Genomic DNA, 22,464 nt, shown 5'->3' on the forward strand with positions numbered 1-22,464 from the left:
CGGCTGCAGCTGGAGTACCGTCAGGGGTCGGAACACACCGGCACTTCAAGGAACCTCCAGCATGACCGCGACCCTTCAACTGATCGGCGCGCCAACCGACATTGGCGCAAGCACCCGAGGCGCGGGCATGGGACCCGATGCGCTGCGGGTCGCGGGAATCGCAGTCATGCTCGAGCGCCTGGGCTTCAAGGTCGTGGACGGCGGAAACTTGGCCGGCCCTTCGACGCCGTGGGTTGCGCCGGCTGAAGGTTTGCATCACCTTGATGAGGTGATCGCATGGAACCGGGCGGTCTACGGGGCGGTGGATCAGGCGTTTCATGCGAATCGCCTGCCGATCCTTCTGGGGGGCGACCACAGCATCGCCATCGGCTCCATCAGCGCCGTGGCCTGGCACGCGCGCCAGCGCGGCAAGAAGCTGCGCGTGCTGTGGCTCGACGCCCATTCGGACGTCAACACCGAAACCACCAGCCCGAGCGGCAACCTGCACGGGATGCCGGTTTCATGCCTGCTCGGCCACGGGCCGGCGGCGCTGACAGGCTGGAGCGGTGATCGGGCGGCGCTCGAACACGACGCGATCCGCTTCATCGGCATTCGCAGCGTCGATGCCGACGAGAAAGCCGCCATCCGCACCCTTGGCCTGAGCGTGTTCGACATGCGCCACATCGACGAGCACGGCATGCGCACCACGATGACCGAGGCGCTGCAGGACGTCGGCGAAGACACGCATCTGCACGTGAGCTTCGACCTCGACTGCCTTGATCCCGACTACGCGCCGGGTGTGGGCACCGGCGTGCGCGGCGGCCCGACGTGGCGCGAGATGCAACTGTGCATGGAGATGATTGCCGACACCGGCCGGCTGGGCTCGCTCGATGTGGTCGAGCTCAACCCCGCGCTGGATGTGCGCAATCGCACGGCGGAAGTGGCGGTGGAGCTGATCGAAAGCCTGTTCGGCAAGTCGACGCTGGTCCGCTGAGATCAGGTCGTCACGTCAGCCCTGCGTGGGGGCTGCGGGAACGGGCTGGAGCGGGGTCTCGATCAATGGCTTGGCGGGGACGACGGGATGCGCCTCCGCAGGCGGCTCTTCGGTCGTCTCGGGCAGGAAGCGGTCGATCAGCGAGAAAAAGCGGTCATAGAACCGGTCGTCCGTCAGCGTCTGGCTCGCCACCTTGACCATGGCGTCGTCACTGGAAGAGAACGGCAGGGACAGCGAGCCGATCGCGCCGACGCCGACGCTGGCCGAATTGTTGACCTTCTTCACGCCGTAGCGGTCCTGCAATGCGCTCGCAAAGGCGATGGTGCTGCGTGAGCGACCACTGGCTTCGCGCGCGCAGACCACCCGGAATTCCACTTCGACGTGCACCTCCGCATCCGGCTGGAAGCTCTTGCGGCCGGTCACCAGCTCCTGGTTTGCGGCGGTGATCATGTAGCCCTGGCTCAGCAGCGCTCGCCGGGCGGCTTCGCAAGTCTGCCCCTCGCTGGCGGCATAGGTGCGGGTGTGGGTGGTGGTGGAATCGAATTCTTCCGGCTCATAGGAGACCCGGCGCGGTGAAGACCCGCATCCGGCAGCCAGGAGAAGTGACATCGACAGCACGGCAATCGCCGCACGGGAAAACGGGAAACGCATGACAGCAGGGCGACAGCAGTTGAAGCAGACGGTTGGCAGCAGGGAAAAGCGGAACTCCGCAATGCTAGCGGGTACCCGCTGATCCGCGGCCCTGCTTGGACATGCCGGTGGGTTCGGCGTTCCCGCGCGGCGGCGGGAATCAGCTGTCCAGGCGAACGACGTGCTGCGCTCTCCCGCGGGTGGCCGCGATGCGGCGCGCGTTGGGCTCGTCGGTCTGCGCCACCCAGGCCAGCGCCTCGGCGTTGCTGCGCCCGAATTGCTCGTGGCGACGCACGAGACGTTCATGCCGCAAGGCATCGTCGACGTCCACGTACCAGACGTCGTCGAGCAGAGGCGCCGCCGCGGCCCACGGCCCCTCGTCCAACAGCAGGTAGTTGCCTTCGGTGATGACCAACCGCGTCTCGGCCAGCACCGCGATGGCGCCGGCAATCGGCTCTTCGATTTCGCGGCGAAATTCGGGCGCGTAGACGATCTCATCCTCGCGCTGCTCCCTCAGCCGCTGCAGCAGCGCGACGTAGCCGGCGCTGTCGAAGGTGTCCGGCGCGCCCTTGCGGTCCGCGCGGCCAAGGCGGCGCAACTCGACGTTCGCCAAGTGGAATCCGTCCATCGGCACCACCTGCGCCCGACCCGGCAATGCCTGCAGCAGCGCCTCGGCCAAGGTCGACTTGCCCGAACCCGGTGCGCCGACCAACCCGAGAAGCCGGCGCCGCCCGCCGGCCATGAGCGCGTCGATGCGCGCCAGCGCGTGGGCAGGCACCCGCATCATGGATAGAGACCGCGCTCCTGGCGAGCCATCAGGATGCGTCCGCAGGCGACCGCGTAGGTGGCGGTTCGCAGGCTGATCTTGTGCTGATCGGCCTTGTCCCAGATCTGGTTGAGCGCGTTCATCATGATGCGGTCGAGCCGCACGTTGATCTCGTCCTCGTCCCAGAAGAAGGACGAGAAGTCCTGCACCCATTCGAAGTAGCTCACGGTCACGCCGCCGGCGTTGCAGATGACGTCGGGCACGACCAGCACGCCACGCTCGGCGAGGATGTCGTCGGCTTCCGGCACCGTCGGGCCGTTCGCGCCTTCGAGCACCAGCTTCGCCTTCGTCTTCTTGGCGCGCTCGGCGTTGATCTGGCCTTCGAGCGCGGCCGGAATCAGGATGTCGCAGGCCACGTCCCAGAAAGCGTCGTTCTCGATCACATCGCCGCCCTTGAAGCCGACCACGCCGTCGGTGCGCGACATCGGAACGAGCTTGGCGAGGTCCAGGCCCTTGTCATTGAAGATGGTGCCCGTGTGGTCCTGCACCGCGACGACCTTGGCGCCCGCTTCAGCGAACAATTCCGCCGCCACCGAACCCACATTGCCGAAACCCTGCACGGCGATCCGGGCGCCCCGCAGATCAAGCCCCAGGCGGCGCGCGGCTTCGCGCCCCGTCACGAACACGCCCCGACCGGTCGCCTTGACGCGGCCGAGCGATCCGCCCAGGTGCAGCGGCTTGCCGGTCACGACGCCGGTGGCCGTGCCGCCGACGTTCATCGAATAGGTGTCCATCATCCACGCCATGATCTGCGCGTTGGTATTCACGTCCGGCGCCGGAATGTCGCTGTGCGGGCCGATGATGATGCCGATTTCGCTGGTGTAGCGGCGCGTGACCTTTTCGAGCTCCTTCATCGACAGCTTCTTGGGATCGACGCGAATGCCACCCTTGGCGCCGCCATACGGCAAATTGACGGCGGCCGTCTTGACGGTCATCCAGGCCGACAGGGCCATCACTTCCTCGAGTGTGACGTCCGGATGAAAGCGCACCCCGCCCTTTCCGGGACCGCGCGACAGGTTGTGCTGAACGCGATAGCCCTCGAAATGGGCGATGGAGCCGTCGTCCATTTCGATCGGCACGTCGACGATCAGCGCGCGCTTCGGGCGCTTCAGCGTCTCGACCCAGCGGGCCAGCTCGCCCAGGTAGGGGATGACCCGATCGACTTGCGAAAGGTAGGTACCCCAGGGGCTGTTGGCGGTCGGCTGGACGTAGGACAGGACAGAACTCATGGCGTCTCCTCGTTGTTGAACGGATAGGCGCGACGATAGTCCTCCGGCACCGGCAGCGCCATGCCTATGCGCGTTACTTTGCCGGTTATGCGCTTGCGGCAAGGAGCGCCGCATTGCCGCCGGCCGCCGTCGTGTTGATGGTGAGCGTCTGCTCCGCGCAGAAGCGCGGCAGGTAATGCGGCCCGCCCGCCTTCGGGCCGGTTCCGCTCAGGCCCTCCCCACCGAAAGGCTGCACGCCGACCACCGCGCCGATGATGTTCCGGTTGATATAGACGTTGCCGACGCGCGCCCGAGCCGCAAGGGACTGAGCGCGGCTGTCGATGCGTGTCTGGATGCCGAGCGTGAGTCCGAAGCCAAGCGTGTTCACCCGGTCGATCACCGCCTGCGGATCGCCGGACCAGCGCACGACGTGCAGGACCGGTCCGAAGATCTCGGTTTGCACGCTCTCGATGGAGGGCACCTCGTAGGCGTGAGGCGGCACGAGGTTGGCAACGCGCGATCCCGGCGGGCGATCGAGGCCGACGAGCACCTTGGCTTCGGCGTTCAGCCGTTGCAGGTGGCGCTGGATGCCTTCGAATGCTTCACGGTCGATCACCGGCCCAACGTCCGTCTTCAGCAAAGCCGGGTCGCCCGCGACGAGTTCCTTCGCCGCGCCTTGAATCATTTCGATCACTTCGTCGGCAATGCTTTCGTGGATCAGCAGCAGGCGCAGGGCCGAACAACGCTGTCCCGCCGAGCGGAACGCGCTCTGCATCACGGCATCGACGACCTGCTCGGGCAGCGCGCTGGAATCCACCAGCATCGCGTTGATGCCGCCCGTTTCCGCGATCAGCGGCACGATGGGACCGTCCTTGCCGGCAAGCGTGCGATGGATGATCTTCGCCACCTGGGTCGATCCCGTGAACACGACGCCGGCCACGCCAGGCGCCGCAACGAGCGCAGCACCGACCGTTTCACCGGAACCGTGCAGCAACTGCAGCGCATCCCTCGGCACGCCCGCCGCATGCAGCAGCTTGACGGCCTCGGACGCGACGGCGGGCGTCTGCTCCGCAGGCTTTGCCAGCACCGTGTTGCCGGTCGCCAGTGCTGCGGCAACCTGGCCCAGAAAGATCGCCAGCGGGAAATTCCAAGGGCTGATGCACACCCAGGGCCCTCGCCCTGTCAGGCGCAATTCGTTGCTCTCGCCCGTGGGCCCGGGCAGCACGATCGGCGCCATGATGCGCTCCGCCTCGTCCGCGTAGTAGCGCAGAAAATCCACCGCCTCGCGCACTTCAGCGACGGCATCGCCCCACGTCTTGAAGGCTTCCTTGACCAGCAGCGCACAGAATCGCGGCAAGGCCGCTTCGAGAGCATCAGAGGCGTGCCGGAGCGCAGCCGCTCGCTGCGCCACTGGGGCGTAGGTCCATGTTCGGTAGCTTGCCGCCGAGGCCGCGACAGCGTCAGCCACTCTGCGCGGGTCGGCCTCCGGCACTGTTGGCACGATGGCCGCACTCAATGCGTCGAGCAATGGCGCGCGCATCGACTCGACTGTGAGATCGACGCCCCGGCTGTTGGGGCGAGCAGGCGGTGGTCCGTACAGTGCTTGCGGCAACGGCAGTGAACTGTCGCGGTCCAGCCAGAGAGGGGACACGAGCAGTTCATCCATCCCGACCGACTCATCCCCCAGCTGATTCACGAACGATGAGTTGGCCCCGTTCTCCAGCAGCCGGCGCACGAGATAGGCGAGCAGGTCCTTGTGCTGCCCGACCGGCGCATAGATGCGCACGGGCACGCCGCTGCGCTTCATCACTTCGCGATAAACGCCCTCGCCCATGCCGTGCAGCCGTTGCAATTCGAAGGGTGCATCGCCTGCCATCTGGAGGATGGCCGCGATCGTTCCGGCGTTGTGGGTGGCGAATTGCGGGTAGATGGCGTCCGGCGCGGCGAGCAACGCCCGTGCGCAGGCGAGGTAGCTCGCGTCGGTGTGATGCTTGTGCGTGAAGACGGGATAGTACGGCAGCCCCAGCTCCTGGGTTCGCTTGATTTCGGCGTCCCAGTAGGCGCCTTTGACCAGCCTGCACATCAGGCGCAGCTTGTATTTGCGCGCCATCGCGGCGACGTGCTCGACCAGTTCGAGCGCGCGCGTCTGATAGGCCTGCATCGCAAGCCCGAAGCCGCGCCACCCCGGCCGCTCGGCGGCGACGCGAGCCGCCAGTGCCTCGAACACGTCGAGCGATAGCTCCAGGCGGTCCACCTCTTCCGCGTCGATCGTGAGATTCAGCTGGGCGTCGGCCGCCAGCTCGCACAGCCGCCATACGCGCGGCACCAGTTCGCTCATCACGCGATCGCGCTGCGCGTCTTCATAGCGGGGATGAAGGGCGCTGAGCTTGATCGAAATCCCGTCGTTGTCTTCCGGCTTGCCGGCCCTGTCGGCACCGGCGGCGATCGACTGGATCGCGTTGGCGTAGCTGTCCAGGTAGTGCAGCGCATCGGCGTCTGTGCGTGCGCCTTCCCCGAGCATGTCGTAGCTGAAACGAAGCGCGGCATGCTTTCGGTGTGCCGAGCGGGCTTCGCCCATGGCGTCGTCGATGGTCTGGCCGAGCACGAACTGACGGCCGAGCAGTTGCACGGCCCTCAAGGCAGCGGCCACCACGGTGCGGGCGCCCAGCCGGGCCATCAGCCCGGGCCCGGGTTCGGCCTGCCCCGGCTCTGCCGAAAGGTGCGGCAGAAACTTCTTCGACAAGGCAATGGCCGACGATGACAAGCGCGACAGCGTGGAGTCGGCGGCGCCATCGAAATCCGCGCGGCCAAGCTGATCGGCCGTGAGCGCAATGGCTGTTTCAGCGTCGGGCACGCGCAGGAGCGCTTCCGCCAGGCGCATCAGCGCCAGACCCTCGGCGCTGGAGATCGGGTATTCGCGCAGCAGGCTTTCCATCGCCCAGAACGGCGGCGGACGATCGCGAACCGCCCGCACCCAGGGCGCTGCGGCGGCTGTGACCGACGTCCAGTCGAGTGCGCCCTTCAGCGATGCGAGGCGATGGGAGACGACTTCGGATTGGGGTCGATACGGGGTAGGCAGGCGCATGGTGTCACTCCAGGAGATGAAGCGAATGCTCCGCCTTTCCGCGGCGAGTTATTCACCAAAAATCAGCCCATCACCGGATAATTCGCTTTCCATGTACAACCCTCCCGACGATCTGGATCGCATCGACATGAAAATCCTGAAAGTTCTTCAGGAAGATGGTCGAATCTCCAATCTCAAGCTTGCGGAGATCGTTTCGCTCTCCCCGACCGCCGTTCTGGCGCGCGTGCAGCGCCTCACCCGCGACGGTTTCATCCTCGGCTACGAAGCCCGCCTCGATCCCCACAAGCTCGGTCGTGGATTCACCGTGTTTGTCGAGGTACTGCTCGACCGCACCACGCCCAACGTCTTCGACGAGTTCAAGGCCGCAGTGCAGGTGCACGACGAAATCATGGAGTGCCACATGGTTGCAGGCGGCTTCGACTACCTGCTGAAGACGCGCATGGCCGACATGGCGGCCTATCGGGCATTCGCCGGAACGGTGCTCTGGCAGCTACCGGGCGTGCGCGAAACGAGGACCTACGCGGTAATGGAAGAAGTGAAGAGCAGTGCGCGGTTGCCGATGGGCGGTTGAAGCGGCGAGGAGCAAGCCGATTCACAGTTCGTCGAACTGAATCACGCCTTCTTTCATGACCAAGGGAATGTGTTCACCTTGGCCAAGGAGGCAGTTGACGTCTTTCAGCGGATTGCCGTCGACCACCAGAAGATCGGCCAAGGCACCAGGCACGAGCCGGCCCAGGCGATCGCTCATCCCGAGCACTTCCGCGCCGATGGTCGTCGCACTCGCCACGGCTTCGGCGGCAGACAGTACTTCCGCCCGCAGGCGGAATTCATTGCTCTGCAGGCGCTGCGATTCACCCAGCAAGTCGGAGCCGAAGCCCATCTTCACTCCAGCCGCCTTGAAGATTTCCAGCGAGCGCAGGCCAGCCTCTCGCACATCAGCCACCTTTGCGACGCTTTCGGGCGGCAGGCCATAGGTGGCGCCCTCGCTCGCCAGCGCGTCATACGTCACCAGAGTGGGCACCGCATAGGCACCAGCCTCGGCCATCAAAGACGCGGTGGGCGCATCGACCAGGTTGCCGTGCTCGATGGTCCGCACGCCGCAACGCACCGCGCGCGCAATCGCCTCGGCCGTATAGGCATGCGCGAGCACATAGGTGCTGCGCGCCCGGGCTTCGCCGACGACGGCGCGGATTTCGTCTTCGCAGTAGCCGAAGGCGCCCACCGGATCGGTCGGCGACGCGACGCCGCCCGACGCCATGATCTTGATCTGGTCGGCGCCCATCTGGAGTTCTTCCCGCGCGGCCTTGCGCACGGCATCGACTCCATCGACCACGCGCGCGAGCGCGCCGACACGCACGCACGAGCACGGAGGATCGTTGCTCAGGTAGTCGGACCGCGTGCGCATATCGCCATGGCCGCCGGTCTGGCTCAGGGCCCGCCCCGAGACGAACAGGCGCGGCCCTTGCACGAGGCCTGCTTCCACCGCCTGCTTGAACGCGAAGCCGGCGCCGCCCGCATCACGGACGGTGGTGAAGCCACGGCGCAGCATTCCGCGCAACATGGGCACGCTGCGCAAGGTCACCAGCACGTTAGGCATGCGCACTTGCTGCGCGAGGTTGAGTTCGATCGCAATCACGTGCACGTGCAAATCGATCAGACCAGGCATCACGGTCTTGCCCTTGACATCGATGACACGCGCCGCAGCGTTCGCGCGAATCGGCCGATCCGAAATCTCCTTCAGCACGCCGGTTTCGACCAGGATGTCGCGACCTTCCTGCAACTCGCCCAGCAAAGGATCGAGCAGGTTGGCATTCTTGAAAAGTACGGCAGTCGTCATAGACACCTCAAAAGGAATCCGGAAGATGTTGCGCCATGACGGCCGGGAGCGCCAACTGCGCCAGCACCGTGGCCACTTCGATGTGGCGAACCTGATACCAGTTCTCCTCGTGCAGCAGATTCAAGGTGCCCAGCGTCTGGCCGCGCCAGCGCAGTGGGACGTTCAACACGCTGCGGCAGCCCAGCGAAAGTATCAGCTCATGATCGAAGAACACGTCGCGGATGTCGTCAGCGTTGCGGCCGATGTACGGCAGGCCGCGCACCATGACCTGCTGCATCCATGGCGAATCGGTGACGGGCTTTCGGCCCTGCACGGGATAGGCGTCCGGCATGTTGCTGTAGATGCGCTCGGACTCGCGTTCGGCGCGGTGGTGGACCAGGATCGTGAAGAGACGATGCCCGATCGCCTTGGCCGATGCCGCTTCGATGGCCTCGAAAGTGGCCTGCGGCTGGCGCATGTCGTTGTGGGCCTCGGCGACCGCCGACAGAAGTTGTTGGATTTCGAATGGCATCGCTCGCCCCTCAAGACAGTTCCGCAGCCGCGATGTCTTCCAGCGACCGGCCGCGCGTCGGTACGCCCATGATCATGACCGCCGCCGAGCCCAGCAAAAGCACAGCGGTCGTCATCCCGAAGACGCCTCCGAACCCCAGCGTCGGGTAGATGAAGCCGACCAGAATCGGCGCCGTGATCCCGCCGATGCGCCCGATCGCCGATGCCAGTCCGGCACCGGTTGCACGCACCTGCGTCGGGAACACCTCGGGCGTGTAGGCATACACCCCCGCATAGGTGCCGTTCATGAAGAAGGAGAGCAACACACCGGCCGCCATGATCTGCGCATCGCTGTGTGTAAACGCGAGTCCCAAGGCGGCGAGCCCGCCTAGCAGCATGTAGCTGACGATGGTGGCCTGCCGCCCGATCCGGTCATTGAGCCAAGCGGCGGAAAAGTAGCCCGGCACCTGCGCGATGTACATCACCAGCGAATAGCCGAAGCTTCTCGTGATCGTCATTCCGTTCTGAACCAGCAAGCTCGGAATCCAGGTGAAGAAGGAGTAGTAGCTGAAGGTGATCGACAGCCACATGAGCCAAGTCATGCTCGTGATCCGCAAGAGTTTGCGGGACAGCAAAGTCGCATAGTTTCTCCACAGGCTGCCCCGGTGCGCACTGGGCGGCGGGGCCGCGACGTCCTGCGGATCGAGCGGGGGAAGCGCATGCCCGCGCCGCCCGACGTCGGCCTCGACCGCGTCCATGATCTCGCCAGCCTCGACCACGCGGCCCTGGCTTTCGAGCCAGCGCGGCGACTCGGGGAGAACACGTCGCCACCACAGCAGCATCAGGACCGGCGTCGCGGTGATGCAGATCACGATGCGCCAACCTTCAGCGTAGGCGGGCACGATGAGGTAGCCGAGCACCGCCGCGGCCACGAATCCGAAGGAAAAGAATCCGGCCAACGCACCGGTGAAAGCTCCCCGGTAGCGCCGCGCCACGAATTCCGACAGGTAGGGGGCGATGATCACGCTTTCAGCCCCGGTGCCGAATCCCGCAATGACGCGCAGCACCAGGAAATGGCTCCAGTCATTGACCATCGCACTGAAGAGCGACGCCACGCAGTAGATCGCGAGGGCCGTCATCATCACCTTGCGTCGGCCGATCAAGTCGCCCAGCGAGCCCGCGGCGAGTGCCCCGAAGAAGAAACCGATGAAGTTCGCGCTGGCGAGAACACCGATCTGCACGCTGCTCAGCGACCAGGCCGTTCGCAACACGGGCAGCACGAAAGCGATGACGGCGGCATCCATCGCATCGAAGCTGTAGCCGAGGCCGCCCACGAGAAGCAACCGCCGATGAAAGCCGGAGAACGGCAGCCGTTCGATGCGCGCGGAAAGTACCGTCATGTGTGAACCCCTTGTCTCTTCGCCGCATCGTAGGTCGGGCGTTTTATGCCGACAAATTTATAGTTACTATGGTGTTTATTCCTCTTCTGAATGGTTTCGCCGCGCGAACCTTATGACCTCGACCTACCGAAGCGCCGACCTCAATCTCCTGAAAGTCTTCGAGGCGCTGATGACCGAGGGCAACGTCACGCGCGCGGCGCAAAAGCTTTCGCTGACGCAGCCCACCGTCAGCAACGCACTGCGGCGCTTGCGCGATACCTACGACGATCGCCTGTTCGTGCGCAGCGGCGCGGGCATCAAGCCGACGCGGCGGGCGATCGACTTGTGGGAACCGCTCGCACAGTCCCTGCAGACAATCCGCGGCACCCTGGAAGTCGGCAGCTTCGACGCGCTGCGCAGCAGCGCGAGTCTCAGCATCGCCATGTCCGACTACGTGGCAAGCATCGTGGTGCCGAGGCTGACCAGCCGATTGAGCGAGGCAGCGCCTTCGATGCAGATCCACACCATCCCCAACACGCTGGTAGACCTGGGACCGGTGCTCGCCAACAACCACGCCGACTTCGCCATCAGCGTCTACGCGGATGAAGTGCAGCGACCGGCGTTCCTGAAGTCACGGGCACTGTGGTCGCCCGGCTTCGTCTGCGTGATGCGTACCGGCCATCCGCTTGGACGCGCCGACAAGATTCCGCTGAAGAAATTTCTCGCCGCGCGACACATCGATGTCAGCCTGATCGGCAAAACGCAGCCCACTTATGACGTGTTTTTGCGCAGCCGCGGCCTGGAGCGCAATCTGGTCGCGACGGTGAACCACTATGCGACCGCATTCGACGTCGTCCGCCGATCGGACCTGATCGCCGTGCTGCCGCACTCCAAAGGCCTCGATCCGCCGCGCATGGCAGGCCTGCGGCAAGTGCCCGTACCGCTCGAAGCGCCAGCGCGCATCGTCGAATTGTTCTGGCATCAGCGCCATGAAACCTCCGCACTCCACCAATGGGTGAAGGGCGCGTTGCTCGGCTTGTTCGAATAGGCCGCAGACCAAGCGCGGACCAGCCGCCGGGCTACCGCTGGCCGAAAATCGCCGTGCCCACTCGCACCATCGTGCTGCCCGCTGCAACAGCGGCTTCGAGATCGGCGGACATGCCGAGGGACAGCGTGTCGAGCGCGATCCCTTCCTTGCGAATCTGGACGAAAACGCCGGCTGCGCGGAGAAACAGCTCGCGCTGCGCCTCGAAATCAGGCGCCGGCTCCGGGATCGCCATGATCCCGCGGAGCCGCAAATGTGGCAGCGCCGCCACAGCGCGCGCCAGCGGCAGTGCTTCTTCGAGCGGCACGCCCGACTTGTTGGCGCCCGCATCCACGTTGACCTGCAAGCACACTTGCAGCGGCGGCAGGTGCGCAGGACGTTGCTCCGACAGGCGCTCGGCGATCTTCAAGCGGTCGATGCTGTGCACCCAATCGAAATGCTCGGCAACGACGCGTGTCTTGTTGCTCTGCAGAGGCCCGATGCAATGCCATTGCAGCCTGTCGCGCAGGTCGTGCAGATCCTGGATCTTGGCAACGCCTTCCTGAACGTAGTTTTCGCCGAAGGCCGTCTGACCGAGCGCGTAAGCCTCGCGCACGGCTTCGGGCGGGAAAGTCTTGGAGACGGCAAGCAAGTGCACGCTCGCTGGATCGCGTCCGACGGCCGTGCACGCAGTCACAATCCGCGCCCGAACTTGCTGGAGGTTGCCGCTAATCATCGTCATAATCGTCAAAGCGTATCAAAACGTCACCGAGGAGCTTCGTGGACATCACCCAACTGCTGGCCTTCAGCGTCAAGAACAAGGCCTCCGACTTGCATCTGTCGGCCGGCCTGCCGCCCATGATCCGCGTGCACGGCGATGTGCGGCGCATCAACGTCGACGCGCTCGACCACAAGGCTGTGCATGCCATGGTGTACGACATCATGAGCGACACGCACCGCAAGCACTACGAAGAATTCCTCGAGGTCGACTTCTCCTTCGAGATCGATGGCCTCGCTCGCTTCCGCGTGAACGCATTCAACCAGTCGCGCGGCGCGGCGGCGGTGTTTCGGACGATTCCGTCGAAGATCCTGACGCTGGAGCAACTCAACGCACCCAAGATCTTCGGCGACCTCGCGCTCAAGCCGCGTGGCCTCGTGCTCGTGACCGGCCCCACCGGTTCGGGCAAATCGACGACGCTGGCCGCGATGATCAACTACCTCAACGAAACCGAGTACGGCCACATCCTCACCGTGGAAGACCCGATCGAGTTCGTGCATGAATCCAAGAAGTGCCTGATCAACCAGCGCGAAGTCGGGCCGATGACGCTCTCCTTCGCAAATGCACTGCGCTCCGCCCTGCGCGAAGACCCCGACGCGATTCTCGTGGGCGAAATGCGCGACCTCGAAACCATCCGCCTCGCGATGACCGCGGCCGAAACCGGCCACCTGGTCTTCGGCACGCTGCACACTTCGTCGGCTGCAAAGACCATCGACCGGATCATCGACGTCTTCCCGGGCGAAGAAAAGGAAATGATCCGCGCGATGCTGTCGGAGTCGCTGCAGGCAGTGGTGTCGCAAACACTCTGCAAGACCAAGGACGGCCAGGGCCGCGTGGCGGCGCACGAGATCATGCTCGGCACGCCTGCTATCCGAAACCTGATCCGCGAAGGCAAGGTGGCGCAGATGTATTCGTCGATTCAGACCGGCAGTGGCCAAGGCATGCAGACGCTGGACCAAAACCTTACGGACCTCGTGCGCCGCAGTGTCATTTCCTCCGCCGAAGCGCGCGGGAAAGCCAAGATCCCAGAGAATTTCCCCGGGTGAATATGGCACTCCCCCAGGTTGGCTCACTTCGTGTAGCCGCCCACCCCCTCGCCGGGGGCAATACCAGCGGCCCGGCGAAGCCGGTTCCGCGGTATTCCTGTTGCTCGCCCCCAGGCTTGCGCACTGCGTGTCGCTTCGCCTACCCCCTCGCCGGGGGCAATACCAGCGGCCCGGCGAAGCCGGTTCCGCGGTATTTCTGGAATGATGGGGCACAAAAGCGGCCCTCACGACTGCACTAGGAGCTCTCAGATGGAACGCGATCAAGCCAGCCAGTTCATCAACGACCTGCTAAAGCTCATGGTGAGCCGAAACGGCAGCGACCTGTTCATCACGGCGGAGTTTCCGCCGGCGATCAAGGTCGACGGCAAGGTCACCAAGGTTTCGCAGCAGGCGCTTGGGGCGCAACACACGCTGGCGCTCACGCGTTCCATCATGAACGACCGGCAGACGGCGGAATTCGAGCGCACCAAGGAGTGCAACTTCGCGATTTCGCCGACGGGCGTCGGACGCTTCCGCGTCAATGCGTTCGTGCAGCAGGGCAAGGTCGGCATGGTGCTGCGGACCATCCCCGCCAAGTTGCCGACCATCGATGGGCTCGGGATGCCGCAGGTGCTCAAGGATGTCTCGATGAGCAAGCGGGGCTTGTGCATCCTGGTCGGGGCGACGGGTTCGGGCAAGTCGACCACGCTCGCCGCGATGATCGACTGGCGCAACGAGAACTCGTTCGGCCACATCGTGACCGTGGAGGACCCGGTCGAGTTCGTGCATCCGCACAAGAATTGCGTCGTCACGCAACGCGAGGTCGGCATCGACACCGACAGTTGGGAAGCCGCGCTGAAGAACACTCTGCGCCAAGCGCCGGACGTGATCCTGATGGGCGAAATCCGCGACCGTGAAACCATGGAACATGCGGTCGCCTTCGCCGAGACCGGCCACCTTTGCATGGCAACGCTGCACGCCAACAGCGCCAACCAAGCGCTGGACCGCATCATCAACTTCTTCCCCGAAGAACGTCGGGCGCAGTTGCTGATGGATCTGTCGCTGAACCTGCGTTCGCTGGTCTCGCAGCGGCTGATTCCGACCGAAGACGGCCATGGCCGCATCGCCGCCGTCGAAGTGCTGCTGAACACGCCGCTGATTTCCGACATGATCTTCAAGGGCGAAGTGGGAGAGATCAAGGAAATCATGAAGAAGAGCCGCAACCTCGGCATGCAGACCTTCGACCAGGCGCTGTTCGATCTGTTCGAAGGCAATGCGATCAGCTTCGAGGACGCGATCCGGAACGCCGATTCGGCGAACGACCTGCGCTTGCAGATCAAGCTGAATAGCCAGCGTGCTCGCACGACGGACCTGTCGGCGGGGACTGAGCACTTCGCGATTGTTTAGAAATTTTGCTCGCCCCCAAGCTGCGCGCACTTCGTGTCGCTTCGCTAACCCCCTGACCGGGGGCAACACCAGCGGCCCGGCAAAGCCGGTTCCGCGGTGTTCCGATGAAAAAGCTAGTGGGCTCGCGCTAAGCTTGGGGCATGAGCAGCCTCAACCCCAAAACCTACGACACCATCCCCTCGCAAAAGGTCGCCTTTCTCGGCCTGGGAGTGATGGGCTATCCCATGGCCGGCCACCTTGCGCTGGCGGGGCACAGCGTCACGGTCTACAACCGGACCGACGCGAAATCCATTGCCTGGCAGGAAGAACTGAAGCCGCAAGCCAAAGGCACGCTGGCCCACGCGGCAACGCCGCGCGGCGCCGCGTCCGATGCGGACATTGTGTTTTGCTGCGTCGGCAACGACGACGACCTGCGGTCGGTCGTGCTTGGTGAAAACGGCGCGTTTGCCGGCATGGCCAAAGGCGCGGTTTTTGTCGACCACACCACCGCTTCGGCCGATGTCGCGCGCGAACTCTCGAAGGCGGCGACCGAACGCGGGCTGCAATTCATCGATGCGCCCGTTTCGGGCGGACAGGCCGGCGCGCAGAACGGCGTGCTGACCGTGATGTGCGGCGGCGATTCGGCCACCTTCGATCGCGTCAGGCCGGTGATGTCGGCCTTCGCGCGTTCGGTCGCCCTGCTGGGCGAAAGCGGTGCCGGACAGCTCGCGAAGATGGTCAATCAGATCGCCATCGCCGGGCTGGTGCAAGGCTTGTCCGAAGCGGTGGCCTTCGGACAACGCGCCGGTCTGGACATGAACGAGGTGCTGGCCGTTATCGGCAAGGGCGCCGCGCAGAGCTGGCAAATGGACAACCGCGGCAAGACCATGATCGAAGGCAAGTTCGACTTCGGCTTTGCGGTGGATTGGATGCGCAAGGACCTCGGGCTGGTCCTCGACGAGGCCAAGCGCAACGGCGCCCGGCTGCCGGTGACGGCGCTAGTCGACCAGTTCTACGCCGACGTGCAACAGGCCGGAGGCCGTCGCTGGGACACTTCAAGCCTGATCACCAGGCTCAAGTAGCCTTCAGCGGATGGGCGACGTTGTCACGCCGCTGGCAGGCGGCTGCGACGATGGGGCTGATGAGGGCGACGCCGGCAGAGGCTCCATCGGCGGCAGCGGGACGTTCGAACGCGAGGCCGGTGCCGAAGAACCTGGGGCTGACGAAGCCGGTGTCGATCCTGTTCCACCCGGCACCAACTGCTGCGACTGCATGTTCGCCAGTTCGGCGTCGCTGATGATCTCCACGATGCGAACCACCCTCTGCACGCCCGACACACCGCGCACGACTTCGGTGGCGCGGTCCGTCTCGCGGCGGGTGGCGATGCCCATCAGGTAGACCGTGCCGCGCTCGGTCACAACCTTGAACGAGTTTCCGAAGATGTCCTTCTGGTCGAGCAGCGAAGCCTTGATCTTGCCCGTGATGAAGGTGTCGTTGGAGCGCTCCTGGAAGGAGCTCGACGGCCCGACCGTGAGTTCATTGACGACCGAGCGCACGTTGTCGACCCGGCGCACCACATCCTCGGCCTTGCGGCGGTCGGCGTCATTGCCGACGGAGCCCGTGAGCAGCACCTGGCGATTGAAGCTGGTGATGGTCACATACATCTGGTCATTGGCGATTTCGCGGATGCGTGCGGCGCCGCGCAGCTCGATCGCCTGATCGTCCACCTGCGCGCCTGAGCTGCGGCGGTCCGTCGCCACCATCCCCGCACCGACCGCGGCCGCACCTCCGACCGCCAGCGGCACGCATGCGGACAGACCGGCCAACAAGACGGCGCTTGCGGCCAGTGCGATCGCGATGCGTTGAGGGGATGTCTTCGTCATGAGTTGGACCTTCCGATGCTGGGTATTGAAGTTGTCGGGCGCTATACGACTGCGGATGCCATTTGCAGACCCCGTTTGTCGTCTTGCCTGATGAGTTGATCGGTGCCGAAAAGTTCTGGTCGGGCATGTGCCGGCCAGGCTTTCGCCCGCTCTCTTTTTCTGATCGCGGCGAGTTTAGCCCAGCGCATTTGCGGGCCGGTTACCGCGTGTCATCGTCCGACATTTGCACGCGCAATGGGCCGACGTCCCTACAATTTGCGCTCGGCTGATGGCTTGGCGGCGCAGTTGTTGCAAGCGAGAAAGGATGCATCGTTTGAATCCGTTCACTGGATCGCAAGCATGGCTTGCCGGCAAGCTCTGCGGCGCGTTGGCGACGCTGGCTCTGGCTGGATGCAACGCGCTCGCACCCGTCAATCCGCCAATCGATCAGGTCGACGTGAACGGCGGCTACCGGATGAGCCAGCTGCTCAAGCGTACGCATGGCCTCAAGGCCGACGCAGACACCCTGTTCCTGCTCACCTTCTCCGGAGGCGGCACGCGCGCCGCAGCCTTCTCGTACGGCGTGCTCGAAGAACTCAAACGCACGAACGTCGTCGTCAAAGGCAAAACCGTCAATCTTCTTTCGGAGGTCGATGCCATTGCCGGAGTCTCGGGCGGCAGCTTCACGGCGCTTGCGTATGCGCTCTATGGCGATCGGCTCTTTACCGAATACGAGCCGCGCTTCCTCAAGCGCGACGTGCAGGGCACGCTCACCCGGCGCGCGTTGAACCCGGCCAACTGGTTTTCGCTCGGCAGCGGGCTCTACGGCCGATCGGAATTGGCGGCTGATTACTACGACGAGATTCTCTTCAACGGAGCAACCTTTGCGGACCTGATCGACAAGCCCACGCCGGCGACGGCCGTGACTGGCACCGATCTCTCGACCGGCGCGCGCTTCGGTTTCTCACAGGAGCAATTCGACCTGCTTTGCTCCGATCTCGGCAAGGTTCGCCTCGCGCGCGCCGCGGCTACCTCTTCCGCCGTGCCCGCGGTGTTGTCGCCAGTCACCTATCACAACTACGGCGGCAATTGCAACGCCGTCATGCCGGCATGGGTGAAGGATGTGACCAACCCCGCCGGACCGACTCGCCCCGCTGGCCGCGCGTTGCTGCGCTATCGCGACATTCAAAACTATGAGAACAGCACGAACCGTCCTTACCTTCATGTGGTCGACGGCGGTGTCTCGGACAACCTGGGCCTGCGCGGACTCCTCGAAGCACTCGAAGAGGTCGAAACCAGCCCCGCGTACCAGCGTGAAATCGGATTCAAGGAAATCCGCCGCATCGTCGTGGTGGTCGTCAACTCGCGCTCGGCGCCGGACACCGATTGGGATCGCTACCCGAACGCGCCCGGCATCATCTCGCAGGTGTTCCAGTCGTCGAGCGTGCCGATTGACCACTTCTCCTACGAGTCCGTCGAACTGCTGAAAGACATCGCACAGCGCTGGGCCGACAAACGCGAGCTCGAGATCGCCGAGCGCCGACTGGACGGCATGTCGAAGGCGCAGGCTGAAGCCGCCGTGCCGAAACTGAGCTTCGACTCCATCGACGTGAGCTTCGATTCGATCGAAAACCCACAAGAGCGCAGCTATTTCATGAATCTCCCGACGACCTTTGTCCTGCCCCCGGAAGCCGTCGACCGCTTGCGCGACCTTGGCGCGCGGCTGCTGCGCGAGTCGCCGACCTTTCAGCAGGTGCTGAAAAACATCGACGAAAGCAAGCCGGGTCCGAAGGGAAGCGCGGCTTCGCAGCAGTAGCGAGAAACAGCGCGGGTCAGGGAGACAGCAGGGACGAATCGCTGTCCTGATCACCGAGCAGTTGCGCGTCCACGCCGTCGCACAGGCAATGCAGGACGAGCAGATGGATTTCGTGGATGCGCGCGGCGCGCTCGTGCGGCACGCAGATTTGCACGTCCGTTTCGCGCAGCGCCCGGCCGACGGCGCCACCTGGGCCACCGCCAGAGTTGGCGGCGTTGCCGAGAAGCGCGACGACCGTCATGTCCCGCGCATGGGCGGCTTCGACCGCGGCGAGCACCGAGGCCGACTGGCCGCTCGCGCTCAGGGCGAGAAGCACGTCGCCGGCTTGCCCCAGCGCGCGGACCTGCCGCGCATAGCGGTCTGCGTCTGGTGCATCAACCGTGTCGGCGGCGGGGTCGGTGGCGTCGCAGGTGAAGGCGATCGCAGCCAACTCGGGGCGCTCGCGCTCGAAGCGGCCGACGAACTGCGCTGCGAACTGCGACGCCAGAAAGCTCGAAACGCCCGCGCCGCACGCGAGAATCTTGCCGCCGCTGGTGACGCACGCAAGCAGAGCCTGCATGGCCTGGGAAACTGGTTTACCGAGGAGAGGGCCCGCCTGGTACTTCAGGTCGGCGCTGTCGATGAAATGCTGCTGGATCCGTTGCTCAAGCATGGGGCGGCATGATAACTGCGCGTGAGTGTTCGGCTCATGAACAAAGGGTGAACACCGAGCCACCGCAAGGTGTTCAGCCCCGAATCAAGCTGCGTCAAAGGCGCCCTGGATCCACTCGACTTCCTCCTCGATCAGCACAACGTCGAATCGGCAAGGCGGCAGTGCCCGAAGGCCGCTGATGTAGTGACGAGCCGCGAAGACAATGCGCCGCTGCTTCACGCCCGTGATGCTTCCGCCAGCACCACCGTGCGTTGCAGCGGTGCGCCGGCGGACTTCAACGAAGACCAGTGTGCCGTCGCGCGGATCTCGCATGATCAAGTCGATCTCGCCACCGCCGCGCCCGGGCGTTCGATAATTGCGCACGACCAGGCGCAGGCCTGCTGCCTCGAGATGCTCGAGCGCGGCGTCCTCGGCCGCATCGCCGCGCTGTTTGGTCGTCACGCTGGACGACGTCCCTGTTGTCTTGTTCTGGAGAAAACCCATTGAACTCATTCGCTCCCGCTTCGTTTGGCACCGCTCTGCAAGCCGCAAGCGATGCCGCGGGCGCGCAGCATTATCCGCAGGCGACGCTCTACGTCGTCGCCACGCCCATCGGCAACCTCGCCGACATCACCCTTCGCGCGTTGCACGTGCTGCAGATCGTCGATGCCGTGGCATGCGAGGACACCCGGCATACGCAGAGCCTGCTGCGTGCCTATGGCATCGACCGGCCGTCCGCAGGCTTGATGGCCGTGCACCAGCACAACGAGGCCGAGGCCGCGCAGTCCGTCATCGCGCGGCTCGCGAATGGTGAGCGCATCGCCTATGTCAGCGATGCCGGTACGCCGGGCGTCAGCGATCCCGGCGCGCGGCTGGTAGCGGCCGTGCGTGACGCCGGCCACCGTGTGCTTCCGTTGCCAGGCGCGAGCAGCGTGACAACCCTCGTCGGCGCGGCGGGTCTGGTTGCAGACGGCGATCAGGCCAGCGCATTTGTCTTTGCGGGATTTCTGCCGAGCAAAGCTGGCGAGCGCGATGCTGCCGTGCTTGCGCTTGCCAATGAGCCGCGGAGCGTGGTGCTGCTCGAAGCGCCTCACCGCATCGAGGCGCTGGCGCGTTCGCTCGCGACACTGGGCGAACGGCGCGTGACGGTCGGGCGCGAATTGACGAAGCAGTTCGAGGAGATCGCCACGGTCGCCGCCGACGCGCTGCCCGGCTGGTTCGCGGAGAGCCGCGATCGAACACGCGGGGAATTTGCGTTGGTGCTGCATCCGAAACCTGCCGCGGTTGACGATGGCGCGGAGGGCGAACGCGTGCTGCGCTTGCTGCTCGCCGAACTGCCGTTGAAGAGTGCTGTGCGACTGGCCGCCGAAATCAGCGGCGCTCCGCGCAATGCGCTCTATGAGGCCGGACTGCGGATGCGCGAGGCGCAAGACGACTGAGCGCCGCTCGCCGGTTGCCAATCGCCCGAATCAGCCATCCAGTTCGGGATACGCCCGGAAGATGCCGTCCTCGTTGAACGGAATCCGGCGCGGGCTCTGAAGGTATTCATGCACCCGCTGCCGACGCGCCACGTTGGCATGCAGCTTGGCGACACCGGGCGTCTTCGTCAGCGCTCTCGCCGTCGCCTTCGGAAACGCATAGCGAAGACCGGCCACCAGCTGAAACAGCGACAGGTCGGCATAGGTCAGCGAATCACCGACCAGATGCAGATCGCCTGACGGATTGCGCTGCAGGATCTTTTCGAACCAGCCGAGGAACTTCGGAATCCGCTCGTCGCGGAATGCTTTCGAGCGCGCCAGTGCCGCATCGCGCTGGTCTTCGAAGTAGAGGCCGGTCGAGAGCGGATGATGCGTGTCGTGGGCCTCCGCAACGGCATCGGCGATGGTGAGTTGCAGTTGATGTGTCCAGAGCGCGTCGGCTTCGCTGGCGCCGGACAGTCCCAGCTTCGGGCCAAGGTAGAGCAGGATCGCGGCCGTTTGGCCGACGACAACATCGCCGTCGATCAGAAAAGGCGGCGCGAAGGATGGGTGCGGATTGCCGGGGTCGTTGAGCTTGCGCATCAACGCGGCTTCGCCGCCGCCTTTGGACGAAGGCTCGCGCGCGACGTCGATGTAGGGAGCGCCCGCCGCCTCCAGCGCCAGACGTACGAATTCGCCGCGGCCCTGAATCGAAGGCCAATAGTGGAGTTGGTAAGCCATGGAAATGGAGCCTCCGCGAAAGAAGCGGTCACCGAGCGGCCGACCGAGCCTATTGCCCGACCACCGACCAGCCCGCCTGCTGGTTCGTCTTGTCGTTCTCGTATTCCCAGCGTGTGCCGCAAGCGTCGCAGCGATAGCTGGTGAGCGTGACCGTATGGCTGCCGCCGTCGGGGTCGCTGCGCTCGGCTTTGCGGCTGGATGACTGCACGAGTTCGGCGTGCCCCGGCGCGCGGCGCCAGTTGCGCTGGATGCCTGCGCAGGATGCGCAGAGCGTCATCTTCTTCAGCTCGGCTCTTCGGTTGCTCTCGTTCTCGTTGGTCATGCGGCTTGTGCTCCCTGTGGGTTGATCGTTCAGGAGGGCATGTTAGCGAGCCTGCAGGGCCGCCAAGGCCAGCGCCAGCCTCGCGCCCACTTCGGCGTTGTGCTTCACGAGTGCAATGTTGGTGGCGAGGCTGCGACCGCCCGTCAGCGCCTTGATGCGCGCCAGCAGGAAAGGCGTCACCGCCTTGCCCGTGATGTTCTGCGCCTTCGCCTCTTCGAGTGCCTGCTCAGTCAGGGCGTCGATCTCCTCGCGGGGCATCGCAGACGCTTGCGGGACTGGCGTGCTCAGCACCACGCCGCCTGCGAGGCCGAGGTCCCACTTCGTCCGGATGAAACGGGCTTGCGCTTCGGCGTCGTCGAGCCTGTAGTCGGCACGAAAGCCGCTGTCGCGCGTGTAGAAGGCCGCGAAGTTGTCCTGCTCGCAACTGAGCACCGGGACACCGTGGGTTTCCAGGTATTCGAGCGTGAGGCCGATGTCGAGGATCGACTTTGCGCCTGCGCAGACCACGGCCACCGACGTTCGCGCCAGCTCTTGCAGGTCGGCGGAGATGTCGAAGCTTTCCGATGCACCGCGGTGCACACCGCCGATGCCGCCGGTGACGAAGACTTCGATGCCGGCCAGCGCCGCGCAGATCATCGTGCCGGCTACCGTGGTGGCGCCGAGTCCGCCGCTGGCGAGGACGGCTGGGAGGTCTCGGCGGCTGACTTTCTGGGCTTCTTTGGAGCGGCCGAGAAGTTCGAGTTCTTCGTCGGAGAGGCCAATGCGGATGCGGCCGTCGATCACTGCGATCGTTGCGGGCTCGGCGCCTAGGGCGCGGATCAGGGCTTCGACTTCGCGTGCCGTGCGGACGTTGTCCGGGTACGGCATGCCGTGGGCGATGATGGTTGATTCGAGCGCGACGATGGGGCGGCCGGCGACGCGCGCTGCGGCTACGGGGGCGCTGAAGGTTAGCCAGGAGCGGGCGAGGTCGGTAATTGCCATGCCCGCCATCATGA

Annotated in this window: 22 protein-coding genes; 8 read left to right on the forward strand and 14 right to left on the reverse strand. The window is 64.9% G+C overall.

Annotated elements, in window-relative coordinates:
• Window positions 1-61 precede the first annotated feature (61 nt).
• Window positions 62-973: an arginase gene (rocF, locus tag AC1DEK_RS10560; RefSeq protein WP_478125169.1), complete on the forward strand. Its 912-nt coding sequence runs from the start codon at window positions 62-64 to the stop codon at window positions 971-973.
• A 15-nt stretch (window positions 974-988) separates the two neighbouring features.
• Here the strand turns inward: rocF and AC1DEK_RS10565 are convergent, their stop codons facing one another.
• The 4 genes from AC1DEK_RS10565 to AC1DEK_RS10580 all read right to left on the reverse strand — a co-directional run bounded on the left by AC1DEK_RS10565 (window position 989) and on the right by AC1DEK_RS10580 (window position 6,722).
• On the reverse strand, window positions 989-1,582 hold the full coding sequence (locus tag AC1DEK_RS10565; RefSeq protein ID WP_478125170.1) for a DUF2242 domain-containing protein: 594 nt from the start codon (window positions 1,580-1,582) through the stop codon (window positions 989-991).
• A 181-nt stretch (window positions 1,583-1,763) separates the two neighbouring features.
• A complete protein-coding gene (locus AC1DEK_RS10570; protein ID WP_478125171.1) occupies window positions 1,764-2,390 on the reverse strand; it encodes a nucleoside/nucleotide kinase family protein in 627 nt (208 codons plus the stop codon).
• Window positions 2,387-3,658, reverse strand: a complete 1,272-nt coding sequence (locus AC1DEK_RS10575; RefSeq protein WP_478125172.1) for a Glu/Leu/Phe/Val family dehydrogenase — start codon at window positions 3,656-3,658, stop codon at window positions 2,387-2,389. The genes AC1DEK_RS10570 and AC1DEK_RS10575 overlap by 4 nt, the downstream gene beginning before the upstream one ends.
• Window positions 3,659-3,743: 85 nt before the next feature.
• On the reverse strand, window positions 3,744-6,722 hold the full coding sequence (locus tag AC1DEK_RS10580; protein WP_478125173.1) for an L-glutamate gamma-semialdehyde dehydrogenase: 2,979 nt from the start codon (window positions 6,720-6,722) through the stop codon (window positions 3,744-3,746).
• Between the two features lie 91 nt (window positions 6,723-6,813).
• On the opposite strand from AC1DEK_RS10580, the gene AC1DEK_RS10585 reads away from it, so the two are divergent.
• Window positions 6,814-7,293 carry an Lrp/AsnC ligand binding domain-containing protein gene (locus AC1DEK_RS10585; RefSeq protein ID WP_478125289.1) on the forward strand — a complete coding sequence of 160 codons (480 nt, stop codon included), beginning with the start codon at window positions 6,814-6,816 and terminating at the stop codon, window positions 7,291-7,293.
• A gap of 21 nt (window positions 7,294-7,314) precedes the next feature.
• Here the strand turns inward: AC1DEK_RS10585 and AC1DEK_RS10590 are convergent, their stop codons facing one another.
• Genes AC1DEK_RS10590 through AC1DEK_RS10600 form a run of 3 tightly spaced genes read right to left on the reverse strand, consistent with a single transcriptional unit; the run spans window position 7,315 to window position 10,448 of the window.
• Window positions 7,315-8,559: a metal-dependent hydrolase family protein gene (locus AC1DEK_RS10590; RefSeq protein ID WP_478125174.1), complete on the reverse strand. Its 1,245-nt coding sequence runs from the start codon at window positions 8,557-8,559 to the stop codon at window positions 7,315-7,317.
• Between the two features lie 7 nt (window positions 8,560-8,566).
• Entirely contained in the window at window positions 8,567-9,070 is a 504-nt protein-coding gene (locus AC1DEK_RS10595; protein WP_478125175.1) for a GAF domain-containing protein, read from the reverse strand.
• Window positions 9,071-9,080: 10 nt separating this feature from the next.
• Entirely contained in the window at window positions 9,081-10,448 is a 1,368-nt protein-coding gene (locus AC1DEK_RS10600; protein WP_478125176.1) for an MFS transporter, read from the reverse strand.
• 112 nt (window positions 10,449-10,560) lie between these two features.
• Between AC1DEK_RS10600 and AC1DEK_RS10605 the strand changes: the two genes are divergently transcribed.
• Window positions 10,561-11,475 (forward strand): LysR family transcriptional regulator, encoded by a 915-nt coding sequence (locus tag AC1DEK_RS10605; protein ID WP_478125177.1) that lies wholly within the window; start codon window positions 10,561-10,563, stop codon window positions 11,473-11,475.
• Between the two features lie 31 nt (window positions 11,476-11,506).
• Here the strand turns inward: AC1DEK_RS10605 and AC1DEK_RS10610 are convergent, their stop codons facing one another.
• A complete protein-coding gene (locus AC1DEK_RS10610; protein WP_478125178.1) occupies window positions 11,507-12,193 on the reverse strand; it encodes a YggS family pyridoxal phosphate-dependent enzyme in 687 nt (228 codons plus the stop codon).
• Between the two features lie 38 nt (window positions 12,194-12,231).
• On the opposite strand from AC1DEK_RS10610, the gene AC1DEK_RS10615 reads away from it, so the two are divergent.
• The 3 genes from AC1DEK_RS10615 to AC1DEK_RS10625 all read left to right on the forward strand — a co-directional run bounded on the left by AC1DEK_RS10615 (window position 12,232) and on the right by AC1DEK_RS10625 (window position 15,722).
• A complete protein-coding gene (locus AC1DEK_RS10615) occupies window positions 12,232-13,275 on the forward strand; it encodes a type IV pilus twitching motility protein PilT (RefSeq protein ID WP_478125179.1) in 1,044 nt (347 codons plus the stop codon).
• A gap of 249 nt (window positions 13,276-13,524) precedes the next feature.
• Window positions 13,525-14,661, forward strand: a complete 1,137-nt coding sequence (locus AC1DEK_RS10620; RefSeq protein ID WP_478125180.1) for a PilT/PilU family type 4a pilus ATPase — start codon at window positions 13,525-13,527, stop codon at window positions 14,659-14,661.
• Window positions 14,662-14,801: 140 nt separating this feature from the next.
• Window positions 14,802-15,722: an NAD(P)-dependent oxidoreductase gene (locus AC1DEK_RS10625; protein ID WP_478125181.1), complete on the forward strand. Its 921-nt coding sequence runs from the start codon at window positions 14,802-14,804 to the stop codon at window positions 15,720-15,722.
• Between the two features lie 3 nt (window positions 15,723-15,725).
• Here AC1DEK_RS10625 and AC1DEK_RS10630 read toward each other — a convergent pair whose 3' ends face one another.
• On the reverse strand, window positions 15,726-16,523 hold the full coding sequence (locus AC1DEK_RS10630; RefSeq protein ID WP_478125182.1) for a BON domain-containing protein: 798 nt from the start codon (window positions 16,521-16,523) through the stop codon (window positions 15,726-15,728).
• Window positions 16,524-16,836: 313 nt separating this feature from the next.
• Here AC1DEK_RS10630 and AC1DEK_RS10635 point away from each other — a divergent pair, with 313 nt between their 5' ends.
• Complete coding sequence (locus tag AC1DEK_RS10635; RefSeq protein ID WP_478125183.1) at window positions 16,837-18,318, forward strand: patatin-like phospholipase family protein; 1,482 nt, start codon at window positions 16,837-16,839, stop codon at window positions 18,316-18,318.
• Window positions 18,319-18,334: 16 nt separating this feature from the next.
• On the opposite strand, the gene AC1DEK_RS10640 is transcribed toward AC1DEK_RS10635, so the two are convergent.
• Window positions 18,335-18,970 carry an SIS domain-containing protein gene (locus AC1DEK_RS10640; RefSeq protein ID WP_478125184.1) on the reverse strand — a complete coding sequence of 212 codons (636 nt, stop codon included), beginning with the start codon at window positions 18,968-18,970 and terminating at the stop codon, window positions 18,335-18,337.
• Between the two features lie 84 nt (window positions 18,971-19,054).
• Complete coding sequence (locus AC1DEK_RS10645) at window positions 19,055-19,453, reverse strand: YraN family protein (RefSeq protein ID WP_478125290.1); 399 nt, start codon at window positions 19,451-19,453, stop codon at window positions 19,055-19,057.
• Here AC1DEK_RS10645 and rsmI point away from each other — a divergent pair.
• Entirely contained in the window at window positions 19,453-20,388 is a 936-nt protein-coding gene (rsmI, locus tag AC1DEK_RS10650; RefSeq protein WP_478125185.1) for a 16S rRNA (cytidine(1402)-2'-O)-methyltransferase, read from the forward strand. The genes AC1DEK_RS10645 and rsmI overlap by 1 nt on opposite strands.
• A gap of 30 nt (window positions 20,389-20,418) precedes the next feature.
• Here rsmI and AC1DEK_RS10655 read toward each other — a convergent pair whose 3' ends face one another.
• Genes AC1DEK_RS10655 through AC1DEK_RS10665 form a run of 3 tightly spaced genes read right to left on the reverse strand, consistent with a single transcriptional unit; the run spans window position 20,419 to window position 22,450 of the window.
• The gene (locus tag AC1DEK_RS10655) at window positions 20,419-21,147 is read right to left on the reverse strand and encodes a glutathione S-transferase (RefSeq protein WP_478125186.1); all 729 of its coding nucleotides are present in this window, start codon (window positions 21,145-21,147) and stop codon (window positions 20,419-20,421) included.
• Between the two features lie 49 nt (window positions 21,148-21,196).
• The gene (locus AC1DEK_RS10660; RefSeq protein ID WP_478125187.1) at window positions 21,197-21,469 is read right to left on the reverse strand and encodes a hypothetical protein; all 273 of its coding nucleotides are present in this window, start codon (window positions 21,467-21,469) and stop codon (window positions 21,197-21,199) included.
• Window positions 21,470-21,511: 42 nt separating this feature from the next.
• Window positions 21,512-22,450, reverse strand: coding sequence for a pseudouridine-5'-phosphate glycosidase (locus tag AC1DEK_RS10665; RefSeq protein ID WP_478125188.1), 939 nt, complete (start codon window positions 22,448-22,450; stop codon window positions 21,512-21,514).
• Between the last annotated feature and the right edge of the window lie 14 nt (window positions 22,451-22,464).

The sequence above is a fragment of the Variovorax sp. 10N420 genome (assembly GCF_056394705.1).